15 protein-coding genes are annotated in these 16,786 nt (G+C 67.9%); 4 read left to right on the top strand and 11 right to left on the bottom strand.

From position 1 onward, the window contains the following. The first annotated feature begins 7 nt into the window (after positions 1–7). Both AC4D2R_RS04580 and AC4D2R_RS04575 read left to right on the top strand, forming a co-directional pair. Positions 8–604, top strand: coding sequence for a hypothetical protein (locus AC4D2R_RS04580; protein ID WP_490937955.1), 597 nt, complete (start codon positions 8–10; stop codon positions 602–604). Then, positions 597–1,580, top strand: coding sequence for an NAD(P)-dependent alcohol dehydrogenase (locus AC4D2R_RS04575; protein ID WP_490937953.1), 984 nt, complete (start codon positions 597–599; stop codon positions 1,578–1,580). The genes AC4D2R_RS04580 and AC4D2R_RS04575 overlap by 8 nt, the downstream gene beginning before the upstream one ends. Positions 1,581–1,582: 2 nt before the next feature. On the opposite strand, the gene AC4D2R_RS04570 is transcribed toward AC4D2R_RS04575, so the two are convergent. The 8 genes from AC4D2R_RS04570 to AC4D2R_RS04535 form a co-directional block, all read right to left on the bottom strand. Beyond that, the gene (locus AC4D2R_RS04570) at positions 1,583–1,876 is read right to left on the bottom strand and encodes a hypothetical protein (protein WP_490937951.1); all 294 of its coding nucleotides are present in this window, start codon (positions 1,874–1,876) and stop codon (positions 1,583–1,585) included. Positions 1,877–1,979: 103 nt separating this feature from the next. After that, positions 1,980–2,849, bottom strand: a complete 870-nt coding sequence (locus AC4D2R_RS04565) for a serine hydrolase (RefSeq protein WP_490937949.1) — start codon at positions 2,847–2,849, stop codon at positions 1,980–1,982. Beyond that, entirely contained in the window at positions 2,846–3,952 is a 1,107-nt protein-coding gene (locus AC4D2R_RS04560) for a serine hydrolase domain-containing protein (RefSeq protein WP_490937947.1), read from the bottom strand. Before AC4D2R_RS04560 ends, AC4D2R_RS04565 begins: the two co-directional genes overlap by 4 nt. Before the next feature lie 124 nt (positions 3,953–4,076). Then, positions 4,077–5,063, bottom strand: a complete 987-nt coding sequence (locus AC4D2R_RS04555; RefSeq protein WP_490937945.1) for a S66 peptidase family protein — start codon at positions 5,061–5,063, stop codon at positions 4,077–4,079. Beyond that, positions 5,060–6,808, bottom strand: coding sequence for an ABC transporter ATP-binding protein (locus tag AC4D2R_RS04550; RefSeq protein ID WP_490937943.1), 1,749 nt, complete (start codon positions 6,806–6,808; stop codon positions 5,060–5,062). Before AC4D2R_RS04550 ends, AC4D2R_RS04555 begins: the two co-directional genes overlap by 4 nt. Next, positions 6,808–7,731, bottom strand: a complete 924-nt coding sequence (locus AC4D2R_RS04545) for an ABC transporter permease (protein ID WP_490937941.1) — start codon at positions 7,729–7,731, stop codon at positions 6,808–6,810. Before AC4D2R_RS04545 ends, AC4D2R_RS04550 begins: the two co-directional genes overlap by 1 nt. Next, positions 7,728–8,765, bottom strand: a complete 1,038-nt coding sequence (locus tag AC4D2R_RS04540) for an ABC transporter permease (RefSeq protein ID WP_490937939.1) — start codon at positions 8,763–8,765, stop codon at positions 7,728–7,730. Before AC4D2R_RS04540 ends, AC4D2R_RS04545 begins: the two co-directional genes overlap by 4 nt. Beyond that, on the bottom strand, positions 8,765–10,642 hold the full coding sequence (locus AC4D2R_RS04535; protein WP_490937937.1) for an ABC transporter substrate-binding protein: 1,878 nt from the start codon (positions 10,640–10,642) through the stop codon (positions 8,765–8,767). Before AC4D2R_RS04535 ends, AC4D2R_RS04540 begins: the two co-directional genes overlap by 1 nt. A 209-nt stretch (positions 10,643–10,851) precedes the next feature. Between AC4D2R_RS04535 and AC4D2R_RS04530 the strand changes: the two genes are divergently transcribed. Beyond that, positions 10,852–12,168, top strand: a complete 1,317-nt coding sequence (locus AC4D2R_RS04530) for a M20/M25/M40 family metallo-hydrolase (RefSeq protein ID WP_490937935.1) — start codon at positions 10,852–10,854, stop codon at positions 12,166–12,168. Between the two features lie 139 nt (positions 12,169–12,307). Here the strand turns inward: AC4D2R_RS04530 and AC4D2R_RS04525 are convergent, their stop codons facing one another. The 3 genes from AC4D2R_RS04525 to AC4D2R_RS04515 form a co-directional block, all read right to left on the bottom strand. Continuing rightward, positions 12,308–12,949 (bottom strand): DnaJ family domain-containing protein, encoded by a 642-nt coding sequence (locus AC4D2R_RS04525; protein WP_490937933.1) that lies wholly within the window; start codon positions 12,947–12,949, stop codon positions 12,308–12,310. A gap of 108 nt (positions 12,950–13,057) precedes the next feature. Further along, complete coding sequence (locus tag AC4D2R_RS04520; RefSeq protein WP_490937931.1) at positions 13,058–15,091, bottom strand: DUF6541 family protein; 2,034 nt, start codon at positions 15,089–15,091, stop codon at positions 13,058–13,060. 15 nt (positions 15,092–15,106) lie between these two features. Continuing rightward, entirely contained in the window at positions 15,107–16,300 is a 1,194-nt protein-coding gene (locus AC4D2R_RS04515) for a polysaccharide pyruvyl transferase family protein (protein WP_490937929.1), read from the bottom strand. 188 nt (positions 16,301–16,488) lie between these two features. On the opposite strand from AC4D2R_RS04515, the gene AC4D2R_RS04510 reads away from it, so the two are divergent. Continuing rightward, positions 16,489–16,749 carry a GlsB/YeaQ/YmgE family stress response membrane protein gene (locus tag AC4D2R_RS04510; RefSeq protein WP_490937927.1) on the top strand — a complete coding sequence of 87 codons (261 nt, stop codon included), beginning with the start codon at positions 16,489–16,491 and terminating at the stop codon, positions 16,747–16,749. Positions 16,750–16,786 lie beyond the last annotated feature (37 nt).

The raw sequence follows: 16,786 nt of genomic DNA, 5'->3' as shown, positions 1-16,786 counted from the left end.
ACCTGAAATGAAACCCTTCATCCGATTGCTGCAGCAGGCGGGCACTTCACTTCACCCGCTTGCCATCCTCCTCCTGGTGGTTGGCCTCAACGTCTTTTGGACCCTGACACTCAGAGCCTTTAACAGCTCCTTCGAGAGGGTCGCCGGGGCCCCGCTCCTTGACCTCCAGAACGTTCAAGGCGTGCTGAGACCACAGGAGGCCCTGCAGTTGCTGCAGAGCTATTCGACGGAGGCGCAAAGCCTCTACTGGGTCTTTTTTGCAATCGACAGCGTTGTTCCGCTCCTATCGTTTGGGTCGTACGCGCTGTTGTGGGCCTTCCTCCTCGCGCGCAGCCCCTGGCAGCTGGGCCAGCGGCTCTCCCGGAGCTGGCTGCTCCTGCTTCCCTTCGGCGTCGGCGTCTTCGATGTCGGAGAGAACCTGTTTTTCGTCTCCGCCCTTGCCGCATCCAATGACGCCGAAGGGCTTGGGCTTGTCACGGCGGGCCTGGTGCTGGTCTACGCGAAAGCCGGGTGCCTCTTCGCGACATTTATCGGTACCCTCGCCCTGACGCTTCAGTACGCCGCGGGACGCGTCTTGAGGAATCGGAGGATGGCCAATGCGTAAGCCAACGACGTCGACCGGCGGATCTGCGCCGGTGTGGGGCTTCCGGCGTTATGGAGGGCCCGACGTCCTGGAAGAGATCTCGGTGCCTGTGCCGTCCCCGGGCCCGGGCCAACTGCTCATCGAGGCGGCCGCGACGAGCGTCAATCCTGCCGACGCTTACTTCCGATCAGGACGCTTCCGGCTGGTGATCCGGTTGAAGCTGCCCTTCGTGCCCGGCCTCGATGTGGCCGGCGTGGTCGCGGCAACGGGATCCGGCTCGGGCCGCTTCACCGTCGGTGACCCGGTGTTCGCATCGCTTCCCGGCAAGGCCGCCGGCGGGTACGCCCGCTACGTCGCCGTTAACGAATCCACTGTGGCCGACGCGCCGTCGTCCCTTCCACTGGCAGAGGCAGCCGCCCTCCCGCTCGTCACCCTCACAGCCCTCCAGGGACTTCGGGACGTAGGGAATCTCAAAAGGGGCGACAGCGTGTTGGTCTATGGAGCCTCCGGCGGTGTGGGGACCGCGGCGGTGCAGATCGCCGCCCTGCTCGCCAGCGCAGTCACGGCCGTGACGGGTGCGGAACATCTGGATCAGGTTGCCGGCCTCGGTGCACAGCGGGTCATCGACCGGAGCGCCTTGACGGAGACCCTCGCTGGCGAACGCTTCGATGTGGTGTTCGACGCTTCCGGCAGGCTTTCTGTTCGGGAGCTGCGTTCACTGGTGAAGCGTAAAGGGACAGCGGTGACTGTGAACCCGGGAACGGGCAACCCGCTGGTGGCGACCCTTTCCTCGGTCATCCCGGGTGGGACCATCCGGAGTTTCATCGCCAAACCCTTTGGGGATGACCTCAGACTCATCAGAGAGTGGGTCGATGGCCGCCACCTGCGCCCGGTGATCCAGGACATCCTGCCCATCCAGAACGTCGCAAAGGCCCACCGCCTCAGTGAGAGCGGGATTGCCCGGGGAAAACTCGTGCTCACGATCGGCTCCGAATGAAGCTAGTCGGCCGAGGTGTGGTCCTGCCGGGTTTCCTTCGTTGAGGCGCTTGAGGCTAGCGATTCTGCATGGCGCATGACAAGGGATGCGCCGACGAGGGCGGCAGAGAATGGTAGGAACGCCACCGATACAACTGTGTAGAGAATCCAGAATGTAGCAGCCGCCGGTGCCCCCTCTATCGAGGGTGCCCCGAAATTGGCAAAGACCTGCGGGCTGATCACTATCAACAGCACTCCAACCACACCGACGATAATCCCCCAGCGCATTGTCATTTGTGCCATCTTCGTAGCGGCCATGTGATCCCCCTTGTATGAATGCACTGATAAAGCCTCAGTTGAACACCACCGGCGGCGCGGAACAACACCATTGGCGCAATCGTTGCGGATTCCATATATGGCCTTAGCGCACTGCCGGTTCGCTTTCATGACTGTCCACTGCACCGTCTGGTCCGATCCGCCGGGTTCGGGACAGCTCCCATGCCAGACGCGACAGGGCCGCGATCGCCGTCGTCGCCTCTTCCTCGCCGTACGCGCGGGTGCACACGGCGAGGATGAACCCCTCCTGCGGGTCAATCCCCTCGCGTGGTTGGATGAAGGCGACGTCGTGGCGGATGCCCGTGACCCACCCAGATTTTGAGCCCCACCGTGCGGCGGGCGGCAGCGCCGGCCCGATGAGGCTGTATTCCTGAGCCTGCAGCAGCTCCACCATGAACCGCGTGCTCGAACGGCCCGCCGCCCTGCCCGTCACGATGGCGCTCATGATCGCCGTAAGATCCCGCGCTGTCGTCTGCTGGGTGAGGCCCGCCTCGAGTCCCGCCAGGTCGCCAAAGAGCCGTTCCATCTTCGAAGCGGTGGCACCGCACACCTCGAGGGCCTCCCGAACCGCGGCCAGGCCGACGAGCTCGACAGCCATATTGGTTGCCTCGTTTGAGGAGACGACGATCATCCGCCGCAGCACCTGGCGCAACGACACAGGCCTGCCCGCCGGCGGCATCCCGCCGTCCATTTCGTCAGGATCGACCTCGAAGTCGAAAGTGCCCGCGCCGGGCACCGCCGAGGTGAAGGTCAGCTGCGAGGTGAGCATCTGGTTGAGCTGCAGCCGGCCGGCGTCGACGGCTCGCAGCGCCGCGATGAGCACGGCGAGCTTGATCGTGCTCGCCGCATACACCGGGGTGTCGGCCCCGCTCTGGGCGATCACATCGCCCCCCAGGCTCGTGATGCAGTACGAAATGTGCGGGACCCCGTCGCTGTAGTCCGAAACGATGCTCACTGTGCTGCCTTCTGCTCGGCGTCCGCCCACGCGCACACCGCGTCGGCAATGCGGGACCGGAACGGCCCCATGGTGTTGGGAATCCGGCTGGGGTGCACCCGGTTGGCCAGGAGCACAAGGGTCACCGACCGGGTCCGGTCGATGAGCAGCGAGGGACCGGTGAACCCGTTGTGTCCGCGCGCCGCGGCACCGGAGGTGCCCATCCACTCAAGCTGTCCGATGCGCAGGCCGAGCCCGTGGCCGAATCCGGCGTCCGCCGCCCGCTCGGCTCCGAGCAGGTCCTGCAGCTGATCGTTCCAGAGCTGGTCCGCCAGCGGAGCCGGAAGCAGTTTTTCCGGGGCGTCGCGGAGGACCGTTCCGAGTCCCAGCACAGCCTCGGCGGTGCCGAACAGTCCGGCATTCGCCGCACCGCCTCCAAGCATCCAGGCGCTCTCGTCGTGGACGATGCCCCGCACCATCCCGCGGCCGAGTTCCGGCTGGTATTCGGTCGCGGCACACTCATCTGGCCGCGGCGCGTACGTGAGCGACGCCGTCCGCGGGTCCAGTTCACGCAGCGGCCCCAGCACCTTTTCCTCGACGAGGTCCGCCCACCGCCGTCCGGTGACGGTCTCGGCAAGGGCCATCGCCGTGTTGTAGCCGACGCAGGAGTAGGCAAACGCCGTCCCCGGCTTCGTCGTCAGCGGCACGGCGAGCAGGTCATCGAGGAGACGCGCGCGGTCGGTGCCGGCCGGCAGCGTGCGCCAGCCCTCCCACGTGCCGGGCAGCCCGGAGGTGTGGGTGAGCAGGTGGCGCAGCGTGACCGCCGCGCGGTCCCCGCTCCGGAAGGCGGGAAGGTGGTTTCCGACCGGCCCATCGAGGTCCAGCAGCCCGTCACCCACGAGGGACAGCACAGCGACGGTGCTGACGATTTTCGAGACCGACGCGAGGTCATAGACGGTATCCCCGCGGGCAGGCTCGCAGTCCCCAGGGGGAAGCGCGGCGCCGTCGTTGCCGAAGGTGACGGCGTTGCCTTCGGCGATCGGGCCGACGGTGAGGCCGGCGACGTCGACGGCGGCAACCGCCGACGGTGAGGCACCCTTGCCGATTTCATCGGCGAGGATCAACCGAAGGTCCTCGGCCAGTGCATCATCGGAACGCGGTGCGCCGGAATCGAGACCGTCCTCCGTCCGTCCAACCCCTGCGCCTGGCTGAAGGCGTGGAGATGCAGGGAGGCCGGTCCCGGGCAATTCAGGAAAGGACAAGGCGCGGGTTCCCGTCGGCGATCAGGGTGGCCGGGACGCCCAGCGGGATGCTTGCGGCTGCCGGGCCATGCCCGAATCCTAATTCCCAGACCAGCGGAATGCCGAGGGGCACCAGAAGTTCCTCAACGAGCGCTTTCACCTCGTGCAGTTCCCCGCACTCGTGCCACGATCCCAGGGCGATGCCCGCCATCCCATCGAACCAGCCTGCGCGCAGCAGTGAGCTCAGGAGTCCGTCGAGCTTGTAGACGTCCTCGGTGACGTCTTCGAGCAGGCCGATCCTGCCGGTGTTGGAGGCAGCGTGCCGGCCCCGGGCCCCGAGGGTCATGGCGATCAGGCTCAGGGTTCCGCCAGTCAGCACTCCGGAGGCCTTCCCCTGAACGAGCGACTCCGCCGCGGGGCCGGTGATGCTCCGCCCGGAGTACGGGGTGAAAAGCGCTTCGCGGACGCCGTCGCGTGCTGCCGGGTCGTCGAGCAGGGCCTTGGTGGCGATCATGGGCGTGAACCAGGTGGCCAGTCCCAGGTGCTCAGCCCAGTATTCGTGAAGTGCCGTGACGTCGGAGGAGCCGATCAACGGCTTGGGGCGGGTTGCGCGCAGCGCATCGGCGTCGAGCAGGTCGAGGATCCGCACCGCACCGTATCCGCCGCGGATGCAGAAGACCGCGGCAATCGTGTCGTCGCAGACGAGCTGCTGCAGGTCCGCGGCCCGGGCGGCGTCGGAACCGGCGAGGTAGGACGCCCGGGCGTCGGTGTCCCGGGCGTGCTTCCCGAGCACCGGCACGAGGCCCCACTCTTCGAGCAGCCGCACGGCGCGGTCAACGTTCTCCGCGTCCGCGGGACCCGACGGCGAGGCGAGGCCCACGCGGTCCCCCGCCTTCAGCCGTCCGAGTTCCGGCCGCGCCGCGCCAGCGTCCGGCCGTGCGGCAGCAGGTTCCGCCACCACCGCCGCGGGGCCGGGTGTTCGGCCCAGTGTCATCGGGCGACCTCCGGCTGCACGGCGTCAGCGAGGTTCCCTGAGCTCGTCGGTACCACGCTCAGCAGTTTCCGCGTGTACTCGTGCTGCGGGTTCAGCAGCACGTCCTCAACCAGTCCCTCCTCGACAATGCGCCCTTCGTACATGACCACCACGCGGTCGGCGATGTTCCACGCCAGCCCGAGGTCGTGGGTGATCACGAGCGCGCCGAGGCCGAGTTCGCACTTCAGCCGCAGGAACAGGGCAAGAACGCCGGCGCGCACCGAGGCGTCGAGGCTCGCCACGGGTTCGTCGGCAACGAGGAACTCGGGGTCGAGGGCCAGCGCACCGGCGATGACAACGCGTTGGCGCTGCCCGCCCGAGAGTTCCTGGGGGATGGCGGTGAAGTACTTCTCCGGGGGGTTCAGTTCGGCCTTGGCCAGCGCCGCCGCCACGAGCTCGCGTTCGTCTCCCGGAAGGTGGTGAAGGCGCGGGCCCTCGGCCACCGCCTCGTACACAGAGTGCTTCGGGTTCAGCGCCGCTGTGGGGTCCTGCAGGACGAACTGCACGGCGCGGCGGTAGGCCTTGAGCGCCTTGCTCCGGTGTTCGAGCGCCTTCCCCCGGTACAGGACCTCTCCGCTTGTGGGTTTCTGCAGCCCGAGGAGCGTCCGGGCCAGTGTGGTCTTGCCCGAGCCCGACTGCCCAACCAGTGCCACGATCTCACCGGCATTGCAGGTGAGGTTGACGGCGTCCACGGCGTTCGTCCCACCCCCGCCGCGCCCACCGAACCGAACCGACAGGTTCCGGGCTTCGAGCACCGGCGACGGCACGGCAGGATCCGTCGCTAGCGCAGTGGAGACTCCGGACGGTGACGGCGCGGCGGTTCGCCCGGCGTCGTCCAACCGACCCGCACCCGGCGCGTTGGGGGCCGTGTAGGTGGGAAGCCGCAGCCGGGACGAAGGGTCGCCGATGGTGGGGAACGCCGACGCCAGCGCCGCCGTGTGGGCGTGCTGCGGGTTCCGCATCACCTCCGCGGATGGGCCCTCCTCGACGATCCGGCCGTCCTGCATCACCACGATCCGATCGCAGGTCGCGGCGAGCACGGAAAGGTCGTGGCTGATCATGATCAGCGAGAGTCCGCGGTCACGCACCAGGGAGGTGAGCAGATCGAGCACCTGCGCCTGCACGACGACGTCCAGCGCCGTCGTCGGCTCGTCGGCGATGAGCAGTTCGGGTTCGCACGCGAGGGCCATCGCCATCATGATGCGCTGTTTCTGCCCTCCCGAGAGCTCGTGCGGGTAGGAAAGACCCTTCGAGGTGGAAAGGCCCACCTGCTGAAGCAGTTCGTTGACGCGGGCGATCCGCACCGCTTCGTCCTTGTATTTGCTGCTGTCGCCGGTGGCGTGGATGCGCAGGGCTTCGGCGATCTGGTCGCGGACCTTCCGCACCGGGTTGAGCGAGTGCATTGCGCCCTGGAAGACGATCGCCGCTTCGGTCCAGCGGACCGAGCGCAGCCTGCCCCAGCTGAGCGTTGAGATGTCGTCCTCGCCGAGCAGGATCCTGCCCTCGATTGTGGCGTTGGCGGGCAGGAGCCGGAGCACCGATACGGCGAGGGTGGACTTCCCACACCCTGACTCCCCCGCGATGCCGACGGTGGCTCCGGGCTCGACGGTGAGGTTCACGCCGTCGACGGCGGTGACGGTTCCCCGTCCGCCCTCGGTCTGCGTGGTGTAGGTGATGCGCAGGTCCTTGAGTTCGAGCCGGGCCATTAGCGTCCTCGCAGGGTGGGGTTGATGACGGATTCGAGGGCGCGTCCCACGAGCGTGAAGCACAGGACCACGATCACGATGGCGACGCCGGGGGGAAGCACGTACCACCAGTAGCCGCCGGTCGCGGCGCCGGTGTCGAGGGCGGATTTGAGCATCGCGCCCCAGGAGATGCTGCTCGGATCGCCGAGCCCGAGGAAGGACAGCGTTGATTCGGCGATGATTGCCGAGCCGACGGTCAGGGTGGTGTTCGCCAGGACCAGCGGCATGACGGCGGGAAGCACGTGCCGCCCGATGACGTGCCCGTCCGAGGCGCCCAGCGCCCAGGCCCGCTCAATGTAGGGCCGGGCTTCGACGGTGAGGGTCTGGGAGCGCACCAGACGGGCGGTTCCGGCCCAGGAGGTGACGCCGATTGCGACGACGATGGTGAGGATGCCGGGGCCGATGACGCTTGAGAGCACGATGGCGAGCACCAGCCCGGGAACCACGAGGAAGAAGTCGATCAGGCGCATGAGTACGGCTTGGGTGGGGCCGGTGAAGTGCCCTGCCGCCATGCCCATGACCGTCCCGATCACCATCGAGACCAGGGTTGCGGCGAAGCCGACCACAAGGGAGATGCGGGCGCCCCAGATCAGCAGCGCGAGCACCGAGCGTCCGGCGGGATCGGTGCCGAGCGGGTTGGCCAGGCTTGGCGGTTCGTTGCGCCCGGCGGTGACCTGGGTGACGTCAAGGACGCTGGCCGGGGCGAACAGCGGAACCGTGAGGGCAAGGGCGACGACGGCGAGCAGGATGATCAGCCCGGCCAGCCCCGAGCGTTGGCGGGCGAACTCCTTCCACCCGTCGGCGAGGGACTGCCGGCGGCGTGCCGCGGCGACGTTCACCCGCGGTGCGGCCGGCCGGGGCGGGGTTCCGGTTGCGGTGCTCATGCGGCGCGCAGCCGCGGGTCGAGGACACGGTAGAGCAGGTCTGCGAGGAAATTCATCACAATCACAATCGAGGAGAAGACAACGAAGGTCCCCTGGAGGAGCGGGAAGTCGGGGGCGGAGAGGCCCTGGAAGGTGAGCAGCCCCAGCCCGGGCCAGGAGAAGACCGTCTCAACGGTCACCGCTCCGCCAACGAGCCCGCCCAGGGTGAGGAAGATCAGGGTGACCGTGGGCAGCAGTGCATTCGGCACCGCGTGCCTGCGCCGCACTTCGTCTTCGCGCAGGCCCTTGGCGCGGGCCGTCATGAGGTAGTCGGAGGTCATCTCATCGAGGAGGGAGGCGCGCATGACCATCAGGTACTGGGCGTAGACAACGGCGACCATGGTGATCACCGGCAGGGTCATGTGCCGGATCACGTCCCACACGAGCGGCAGCCCGGTTGCGGTTGTGCCGGCCGTGACGATCCCGCCGGTGGGGAACCAGTGGAGCCCGCCGCCGAAGATCAGCAGCAGGATCAGGCCCAGCCAGAAGGTGGGGACGGACCAGAAGATCAGGGCCAGCCCGGTCTGGGTCTTGTCGAAGAGGCTCCCCCGCCGCCAGGCGGCGCGCTGGCCCAGCCAGAGCCCGAGCACCACGGAGATCAGCGCCGCGGTGCCGGTCAGCAGGAGTGTCGGACCGAGGCGGGTCCCAATCAGGTTCAGGACCGGCTCGTTGTAGGTGTAGGAGTAGCCGAGCCGGCCCTGGAGCAGGTCGGTGATGTAGCGCAGGAACTGGGTGAGCAGCGGGTCGTTGAAGCCGAGCTGTTCGCGCAGCAGGTCCATTTGTTCCGCGCTGACCCGGCGCCCCTCCGCCATTGAGCGGACGGGGTCGCCGGGCAGGATGCGGAACGCGAAGAACCCGAGCAGGACCACCATGACCAGGGAGATCGCCGCCCCGCCCGCCTTCAGGGCGGCGTAGCGGAGCCACGACGACGCCCGGGGCGGTTCATCCGGTGCCGGTCCCCCGGGGGTGAGGTCCTGGGCGCTGAGCGTCGACATTACTGCCGGTCGTCTGCGGTGGCGCGGCGGCGCTTGGCGAAGAAGAACGCGCCGAGCCCGCCCAGGGCAAGGACGCCGACCACGGGCACGATGACCGCCGCGGGGTTGACGCCGGAGGTTGCCCCTGCGGATTCAATCGAGGCGACCGGTGTTGCGCTGTAGATGCCCCACGGCCCGTTCTGCGCCAGGATCACGCCGCCCTCCTTGGGCTGGGTGGTGAAGGCTTCGAACTTGTCGGACCGGTAGGCCTCAAGCGAGTCGGCGTAGAAGAGGACGTTGTTGACCGCGGCGTTGTAGATCAGCTTCTGGGCCTCGACGACGAGCTCGCTGCGGCGTTCCTGGTCAAGCTCGGTGTGCTGTTCCTTGTACACGGCGTCGAACTCCGGGGAGCACCAGTTGGACTCGCTCGTTGCGCCGGTGCCGTCAGCGTTGGGGCGCGAGGAGCACTGGTTGATGGAGAGCTGGAAGTCCGGGTCCGGGCCGATGCCCCAGCCGGTGAAGTACATGTCGTAGTTGCCGAGGATCGAATCGTCGTTCAGCTGGCCGGGGGCCTTGATCTCGGTCGTTGCCTCGATGCCGATATCGCGCAGCCACGGGACAACGTATTCGGCCATCTGCGCGTGGGTCGGCTTGCTGTTGCTTCCCGCGAGGCGCAGCTTCAGCGGCTTTCCCTCCTTGTCGAGCCGGATTCCGTCGCTGCCCATTTTGTAGCCGGCGTCGTCGAGGATCTTGTTCGCCGCCTTGGGGTCGAAGCTGTACGGAAGCTTTTCGTCGGTGTTCCAGTGGTACAGCGGGTAAAGGGCCGGGATCTCACCGGTGGCGCGCTCCCCCAGACCTTCGAGGACCTTCTCGAGCAGTGCTTCATTGTCGATGGCGCGGACGATCGCCTTGCGCAGTTCGATGTCGTGGAGCGCCGGGTTGCCGTCGCCCATGAGCTTGCCCTCGGCGTCCTTGGTGCCCGAGTTGATGTTGAGCGCCTGGTAGCGGCGGCCGGCACCGGCGTTGACCGTGATGTTGTCCTTGCCCTCGAGCGCCTTGTACTGGGCGGGGGTCAGGTCGTTGACCACGTCAAGTTCCCCGTTGAGCAGGGCCTGCACCGCGGCGTCGCTGGTGCGGTAGGGAACGAAGGTGACGGCGTCGACCTTGGCCTTGCCCTTCCAGTAGTTGGGGTTCGCCTTCATCCGGACGCCGGAGCTGGGGCTGTAGTCAACAACGGTGAACGGTCCGCTGCCCACCGCGTCCTTCGCGTTTTCGAAGGTTGCGGGGTCCTCGACCTCGGACCAGATGTGTTCGGGAACGATCGCCAGGTCCGCGCCGGGGTTGGGAGCCTGGGCTTCCTCGAGGGTGATGACGAGCGTCTGGTCATCGACCGCCTCGACGGACTCGACGTTGTCGAGCAGGGAGCCGTTTGCCTGCTTCAGGGCGTCGTTCTCCGCGATGGCGTTGAAGGTCCAGGCGGCGTCGCGCGCCGTCAGCGGTTCGCCGTCGGACCATTTGCGGTCCTTCGGGAAGGTGTAGGTCCATTCGGTGCCGTCTTCCGAGGTTTCCCAGGACTCGGCGAGGCCGGGGACGATCTCGTTGTTGTCGGCACCGTAATTCACGATCCCCTCGTACTGCAGCACCATGATGTTCGTGCTTGCGGCGAGCACGCCGAGGAACGGGTTGAGTGAGTCGATGTCACCGGTCAGGGCGAGCTTCAGGGTTGTCGCATCCGCCGGTTCGGCGGTGGCCGACGCCGCTGGTGCGCTCAGCGCGCCGGGCACCAGGACCAGCGCCGCGGCCATGAGGCTGGCGCCCGCGCGTCGGCGGAACCGGCCGCTCCTGCGTCCGTCGGGAAACTGTCCGCCGGCGGGGGCGGGAGTGGAACTCGATTCCATGGGTTTCTCTTTCGCTAGTGCCTGCCAGCTGATGCTCATTACCGGGCAGATCTCCGTTGACCTGTGCAGTCACCGCACCGGGACGCCGGTGTAAACAAGTTACACATGTGACTGTTGTGATGCAAAACACTTACAGGGGTGTGTTGTGACCCGCGATACAGTCGTGGTTTAGGCTTTTCCGACCCCATACCGATCTCCCGGAGGAACTGATGGCAGGAATCGATACGGCGGAACTGTGCGCCGCCCTCATCCGCTTCGATACGAGCAATTACGGTGAGGGCAAGAGCGAGGGCGAGCGCGGTGCCGCCGAGTTCATCTCCTCCCTGTTGGTCAATGCCGGGTATGAGCCGCAGCTCCTTGGGCCGACGCCGGAGCGCGCCTCGGTCGTCGTACGCGTCCCCGGAGCGGACCGAACCCTTCCCGGGATCCTCGTTCACGCGCACCTCGACGTCGTGCCGGCCGAACCGGAGCAGTGGAACCTCGACCCGTTTGCCGGGGAGATCCGTGACGGCTACATCTGGGGCCGGGGCGCAAGCGACATGAAGGACATGGTCGCGATGACCCTGGCCACCCTCCTCCAGTGGGCAGCGGACGGCACCGGCCCGCAGCGCGACGTCGTGGTCGCCTTTGTTGCCGACGAGGAGGACAAGGGCGACTACGGCGGGCTCTGGCTGGTGGCCGAACACCCGGAACTGTTCGCCGGGGTGGAGGCGGCAATCGGCGAGTCGGGCGGAGTGCCGACCTTCCTGACCTCGGAGTCCGGCGAGGAGGTGCGGCTCTACCCGGTGGCGGCCGCTGAGCGCGGCACGATGCACATGCGGATCACCACCACCGGGACCTCGGGACACGGCTCGCGCCCGAACGCCGACAACGCGGTCACCCACCTGCTCCGGGCACTGCACCGGGTCACCGAGTACGCGTGGCCGATCGTTCTCACTCCCACGGTGCGGGCCTACCTCGAGCAGACGTGTGCAGCCCTGGGCTTTCCGGCCGACCTCACCACCGACGAGGGCGTTGAAGCCGCGGTGGTGCGGATGGGTGACGCGGGCGCCGTGGCGCGGACGACCATCCGGTGCTCGGCCACGCCGACGGTGCTCACCGCCGGGTACAAGGTCAATGTGATTCCGGGAACCGCTTCAGCCGAGCTCGACGTCCGCTGCCTGCCGGGCACCGAGGAAGAGACCCTCGCAGTGCTCGATGGCCTGCTGGGCGAGCGGATCACGCGGGTTTTCCTCTCCCACCAGGGCCCGGTGCAGGCGCCTGTCGATTCCCCCTGGTTCGATGCGATGCGGGCGGCGCTGCAGCGGCACGACCCCGCCGCCGTCGTTGTTCCGCGGTGCATGGGCGGCGGGACCGACGCGAAGGCATTCACTCCGCTGGGCATCGCCTGCTACGGCTTTTCGCCGCAGGGCGCAGACCCTGAGGGCAGGACGCCGGACGGTGTGCACGGTATCAACGAGCGGGTTCCGGTCCACGGCGTGGTCACCGGTCAGCGGATCCTGCAGGACTTCCTCGGCAGCGTCTGACGCGTTGCTTCCATTCTGGCCACTCCTGCCCTCCGACCAGCCCCCGTCAGTGGGCATATCCGGATATGCCCACCGATCGGTCACAACCAGTGGGCCGAAGTGGCCGGGCATGCCCCCTTCGAGACGGCCAGGAAGCCGCTCAGCCCGTCCCCTTCCACACCCGCTGCCACCAGGAGCGCTTGTCCTGCAACGGGGGCTCCTCCGGCGGGGCCTCGGCTGCCTTGGCCGTGCGGCGTTCGCGCCAGCGCTGCACCTCGCTGTCGACGTCACGGGTCTTCGTGATCACCGGCGGTCCCCCGAGGAGCTGCCTGCGGGCGTCGATCACGCGGGTGTTGAAATCCTCGACGAGGTCGCGGACCTGCTTCTCGGTGTAGAGACGGTCGAGGCGGCCGTCGAGTTTGGCGTCCTCGGTCCGCAGCAGGATCGCCTTCGGCCCGAGCCCGGTGAGGTTCTCGCGCTGAATCAGGCCCTTGACCCACCAGTCGGGGTCATGGGCCTCCCCCAGCCCCGGAATCGGCTTACCCGCGTACTCCAGGTTGTCCCAGTCGCCGCGGGCCATGGCCTCGCGCACGAGGTAGTCGGCGCGGGCGGCGCCGTCCTTGCGGCGCGCCCGGCGGGCGAGTGCCTCATCGTCCGAGACCGGGCGCCCCCGCTCGTCCTCCGCCTCGGCCTTCCGCCGCTGGGCGAGGTACGCCTCGGGGTCCCCGGATTCCCGGGCCGCTCGGTACTCGGCCACGCGCTGCATCCTGCGCTCATATTCGCGGGCTGCTCTGCTGTCCATCGGCGGTCACCGTCTTCCGTGCACCGGAGGCTCGACAATTTGCCCTATCAAGTATTCCGAGTGCCGCGGGCACGGGCAACCTGGGCCCCCCGCGCCGCTTGCCGGCACCTAGGCGCAGGCTGTGATTTCGAAGAGCGTCCGGGTCCCGTCGGAGTGGACGGGCCGGAATCCGGTGCCGGTCGGCACATCGTAGAACCCGGGCCAGTCCTCGAGGCTTGTGCTGCCATGTGATCCGCCCGGCTGGTCCTGGTAGAAGTGCGTTGCTCCGACCTCCCGGATAGCCGCGCAGACGGTCTCATCCTCGTGCAGCCGGTTGAACGCCGTGCGCAGGAGCGCCTTCGCGGCGCTCGTCCCTGCCGCCGAACCCAGCTGTGGGTACACCACCTGCCGGCCGGTGAGCGAATAGAAAAAGGTTTCGCCGTTGAACGGGTCGCCGATCACGACGGCGTCCTCCGGCAGCAGCACGCCCGCCCGGGTGATGAACTCCTGCTCCCCGCGCGATAGGTTGCCGTTGCCGGGCTGCTCCGCGGCCGTGTAGTTCTGGGCGGCAACCGCCACGCGGTCGGCCGAGCGGAAGTTCGACGAGCCGAAATACACAGCGGCAACGACGACCACGGCGACGACGGCGGTCACCGTGGTTTCCCTGCGGTCCGGCGCGGCACCCTTCGGCGGCGCATTTTTCCGCTGCAACCAGGCCCGGGATACCGCCGCCGCAACCGCCCGCGCGATGAGGGCCACCGCCAGCGCCGCGAGGATGCTGCCGGTCATCGCGATGAAGGGAGCAATCCGTTGCGTGTCCTTGTACCAGACCCCAGTCAGCCATCGCAGCGGGCTCTCCGGACCGGCGGCAAGCACGTAGAGCGCCACGAAGATCAGCCAGGCAACGGCCAGCGGCCACCCCCTGCGGAATACAACCGCCGCGAGCGCCCCGAGGATCACCGACACGCCGACGGCAAGGTTGAAGTTCTCCGGCGTCGGCGGCACGAGCGCCGGGAACCGGGGCAGATCGAAGAAAGCGAGGGCAAGCGAGTCGGGTATCTCGGCCCGGACCGTCCGCGGGTATGCCAGCACCCGGGCAAGAACCCGGGAGGAACCCAGCAGGAGGCCTCCAGCAACCACGACGACGACCCCTGCCCCCGTTGCGGCAAGCGTCCGCCGCCGGTTGCCTCGGAGCGCCCGCAGGTACAGCGGGCCTCCGGCGGCTAGGGCAAAAGGAAGCGCTGCGGCGGCAAGTGCGAAGACAACACTTGGGTGGGCCGCGGCGCATCCCGCCACCACTGCGCCCGCGATCAGGACGAGCAGAAGCACGTCCCTCCGGCTCCGCGGCTCAGCACCGGCCGTCCGTCGAAAGAGCAGCAGGATCACCGCGAGGGCGGCCGGAGCAAGCGCCGTGGCCAGCCCGTTGGGCCACTGGCCGCTGCGCAGCAGCTGGGAGAACGGGTAGCTGACGAAGGACGCGGCAAGGACCGGGGTGAGCGCCCACGCCGCTGGGACGCGCGGCAGCACCACAGAGGCGAGGAACGCCAGACCGGCCGGCCAGAGAATCCCGCCGATCACCAGGGCCGAGGCGTTCGCTGCCTCGACGAGGTTCCCGGGATACAGGGCAACGAGGCTGTGCCAGCCTGCCGGGTAGAAGGACGGCCGTCCGCCGCCGAAGATGGGTGTGAGGCTGAAGGGGGTTGCCTCGCCGGTGTCCCGAATCCATTGCAGGGCGTTGGAGTGGAAGATCGGGTCCCAGCCCTGTGAGGCTGTTCCAATGCTGCCCATTCCCCGCAGGAGGGCGAGGGTGGTCAGGCCGGAACCGACAACGATCCCGGCCCCGACTGCGAAACCGGTGGCCGCCGTCGTGCGCTGAAGCAGCGGCTGGTCGAGCCGTACCCACCGCCCCGCCAGCCACACTGCGGCCACGCAGACGGCAACGAAGATTCCCGCCGTGGCTGCGGTCCACGGTATGCCAGCCGCGGCAAGGACCAGGGTGCCGAGGGTGAGCAGAAGCACTGTGACCGCGGGCCCGAGTGCAAGCGCCGAGGGCCAGCCGATCCGCAGCGGAAGCAGGGCCAGCGTGCCTGGAAGGTAGAACGCGAGGAGGAGGAAAAGGACCAGCTGGCCCAGGTGGAGGAGATCAGGCAGGGAGGCAGGCACGCGGAGGGACGGGCTTTAGCGTGCCACCTTGTTCCGGAAGGTGGCACCCAGCACTCCCCCGAGGAAGCGGGTCCCTCCGGGAGTCGATGCCGGGTTGCCTGCCGCAGCGGGATAGATCCGCTGGGCTTCGGCGGCCTTCTCGGCCACGAGCTCGGGCAGGTTGTAGCCAAGGTATCCGCGCTCGTCGGGCATCGCGGGAGCCTCCGCGTCGAGCGTGAGGTTCCACCCGCTGCCCAGCGCCGTCAGTGACTGGTGCTTGATGTCGTAGTAGCCCTCCTTCATGCCGACGCCGATGCCGCGGGCGCCCGCCGCGGCGGCCAGGAGGTGGAAGTGGAAGCGGCTTGTGACCCAGGTCTGGTTGGCCGAAAGCGGAAGTCCGTGGACCCAGATGTGGGAGAACGGAAGGAAGTGCTCCTCGGGGATCAGGTCGGCGAGGTGGTCGTACGCAGCACGGTCGGTTCCGGGAATCGCCTCAAGGTAGTAGACCTTGCGGCCTTCTCCGAGCGCCTGCTTGACTTCACGCCGGGCGATCTCGACGGCGGCGTCGAACCGCTCGGGGTCGACTGTGTCGTTCTGGATGCAGACGTAGAGGCCGTCGGCGTCGCCGGTCCGTTCGATTTCGGCCGTGACGCCGAGGAAGGCGTCGTCGAGGCCGCGCGGGATCCCGTAGGCGGCCGCGCCGGCATCGTCGCGGGCCGTGGCGGAGGTGAAGCCATCGAACATTCCAGCATCAAGGGTGCCCGCGCTGAAGACGGGCAGCAGGCCCTGTCCGGTGGCGTAGAGCCGCGCGCCGGTCACATCACGGACCGCACGCATCGCGTGGATGAGCCCGGCGTGGTGCGGCCAGACGTCATTGAGGAAGCCACCGCCGATGAGGTGGAGGGACTCCGCCTCGCGCAGCTTGAGCAGGCCCACGTCGTAGTTCGGCGAGCCCAAACCGGTGACACGGGCCGTAATGATCTCAGCCGCCTCTTCGGCCGGCCGGTTTTCGTTCTCGTGGGCGAGCCGCCACAGGGTGTTGGTGATGCGGAGCTTGGGGTGCAGGCCGGCGAAGAGCACCTGCGCCGTGCCGGGCTGGGGGCAGTCGAGCCAGACTTCGTCGTCGGGCCGGGCTGTGGCCAGGTATTTGAGCCAGGACGCGGCAATAAACTCGTCACCGAAATTAGGGTGACCAGACGGACCGATGAGGTAGATGAGACCCGATTGCATGGGAAGAAGCATAACGTAAGCCTTCGCCGCAGCCGCCCGGCACACCCCGGTGTTCCCAGTTCCGGCCCTGCCTGTCAACCCAACTCTTGGGGTGCGGCTGCCGCCTACCGGTCAGTAGGATCGAAGGACTGCTCTGCCGCAGCCACCCGGAGCGCGGACACCGAGCAATACCCCAAAAGGAGAACACCATGATTGGATTCATCGTTGCCGGGCTCATCATTGGAGCCCTCGCCCGCCTCGTGAAGCCGGGCAAGCAGAACCTCGGCCTTCTCGCCACCCTGCTGCTGGGCCTCGTCGGCTCGATCATCGGCGGCAGCATCGCAAGTTTCCTCGGCACGGGAAGCATTTTCGAACTTAACGTCTTCGGCTTCATCGTCTCGGTCATCGCCGCCGTCCTGCTCATCGGCGTTGCAGAGAGCATGTCCGGCCGCCGCAGGGTCACGCGCTAAGGACACCTCCGCGGCGTGGGCGGCGGCGGTGCGGCCG

The sequence above is a fragment of the Arthrobacter sp. TJ-217 genome (assembly GCF_058269255.1).
Note: the sequence above shows the minus strand (reverse complement) of the source record. Positions and strands in the feature narration are given on the sequence as shown.

Bases quoted from the DNA above. Each gene is read 5' to 3' on its own strand.
- AC4D2R_RS04580 (WP_490937955.1), top strand. From the start codon at position 8: ATGAAACCCTTCATCCGATTGCTGCAGCAGGCGGGCACTTCACTTCAC.
- AC4D2R_RS04575 (WP_490937953.1), top strand. From the start codon at position 597: ATGCGTAAGCCAACGACGTCGACCGGCGGATCTGCGCCGGTGTGGGGC.
- AC4D2R_RS04570 (WP_490937951.1), bottom strand. From the start codon at position 1,876: ATGGCCGCTACGAAGATGGCACAAATGACAATGCGCTGGGGGATTATC.
- AC4D2R_RS04555 (WP_490937945.1), bottom strand. From the start codon at position 5,063: ATGACACTGGGCCGAACACCCGGCCCCGCGGCGGTGGTGGCGGAACCT.
- AC4D2R_RS04550 (WP_490937943.1), bottom strand. From the start codon at position 6,808: ATGGCCCGGCTCGAACTCAAGGACCTGCGCATCACCTACACCACGCAG.
- AC4D2R_RS04545 (WP_490937941.1), bottom strand. From the start codon at position 7,731: ATGAGCACCGCAACCGGAACCCCGCCCCGGCCGGCCGCACCGCGGGTG.
- AC4D2R_RS04540 (WP_490937939.1), bottom strand. From the start codon at position 8,765: ATGTCGACGCTCAGCGCCCAGGACCTCACCCCCGGGGGACCGGCACCG.
- AC4D2R_RS04535 (WP_490937937.1), bottom strand. From the start codon at position 10,642: ATGGAATCGAGTTCCACTCCCGCCCCCGCCGGCGGACAGTTTCCCGAC.
- AC4D2R_RS04530 (WP_490937935.1), top strand. From the start codon at position 10,852: ATGGCAGGAATCGATACGGCGGAACTGTGCGCCGCCCTCATCCGCTTC.
- AC4D2R_RS04525 (WP_490937933.1), bottom strand. From the start codon at position 12,949: ATGGACAGCAGAGCAGCCCGCGAATATGAGCGCAGGATGCAGCGCGTG.
- AC4D2R_RS04515 (WP_490937929.1), bottom strand. From the start codon at position 16,300: ATGCAATCGGGTCTCATCTACCTCATCGGTCCGTCTGGTCACCCTAAT.
- AC4D2R_RS04510 (WP_490937927.1), top strand. From the start codon at position 16,489: ATGATTGGATTCATCGTTGCCGGGCTCATCATTGGAGCCCTCGCCCGC.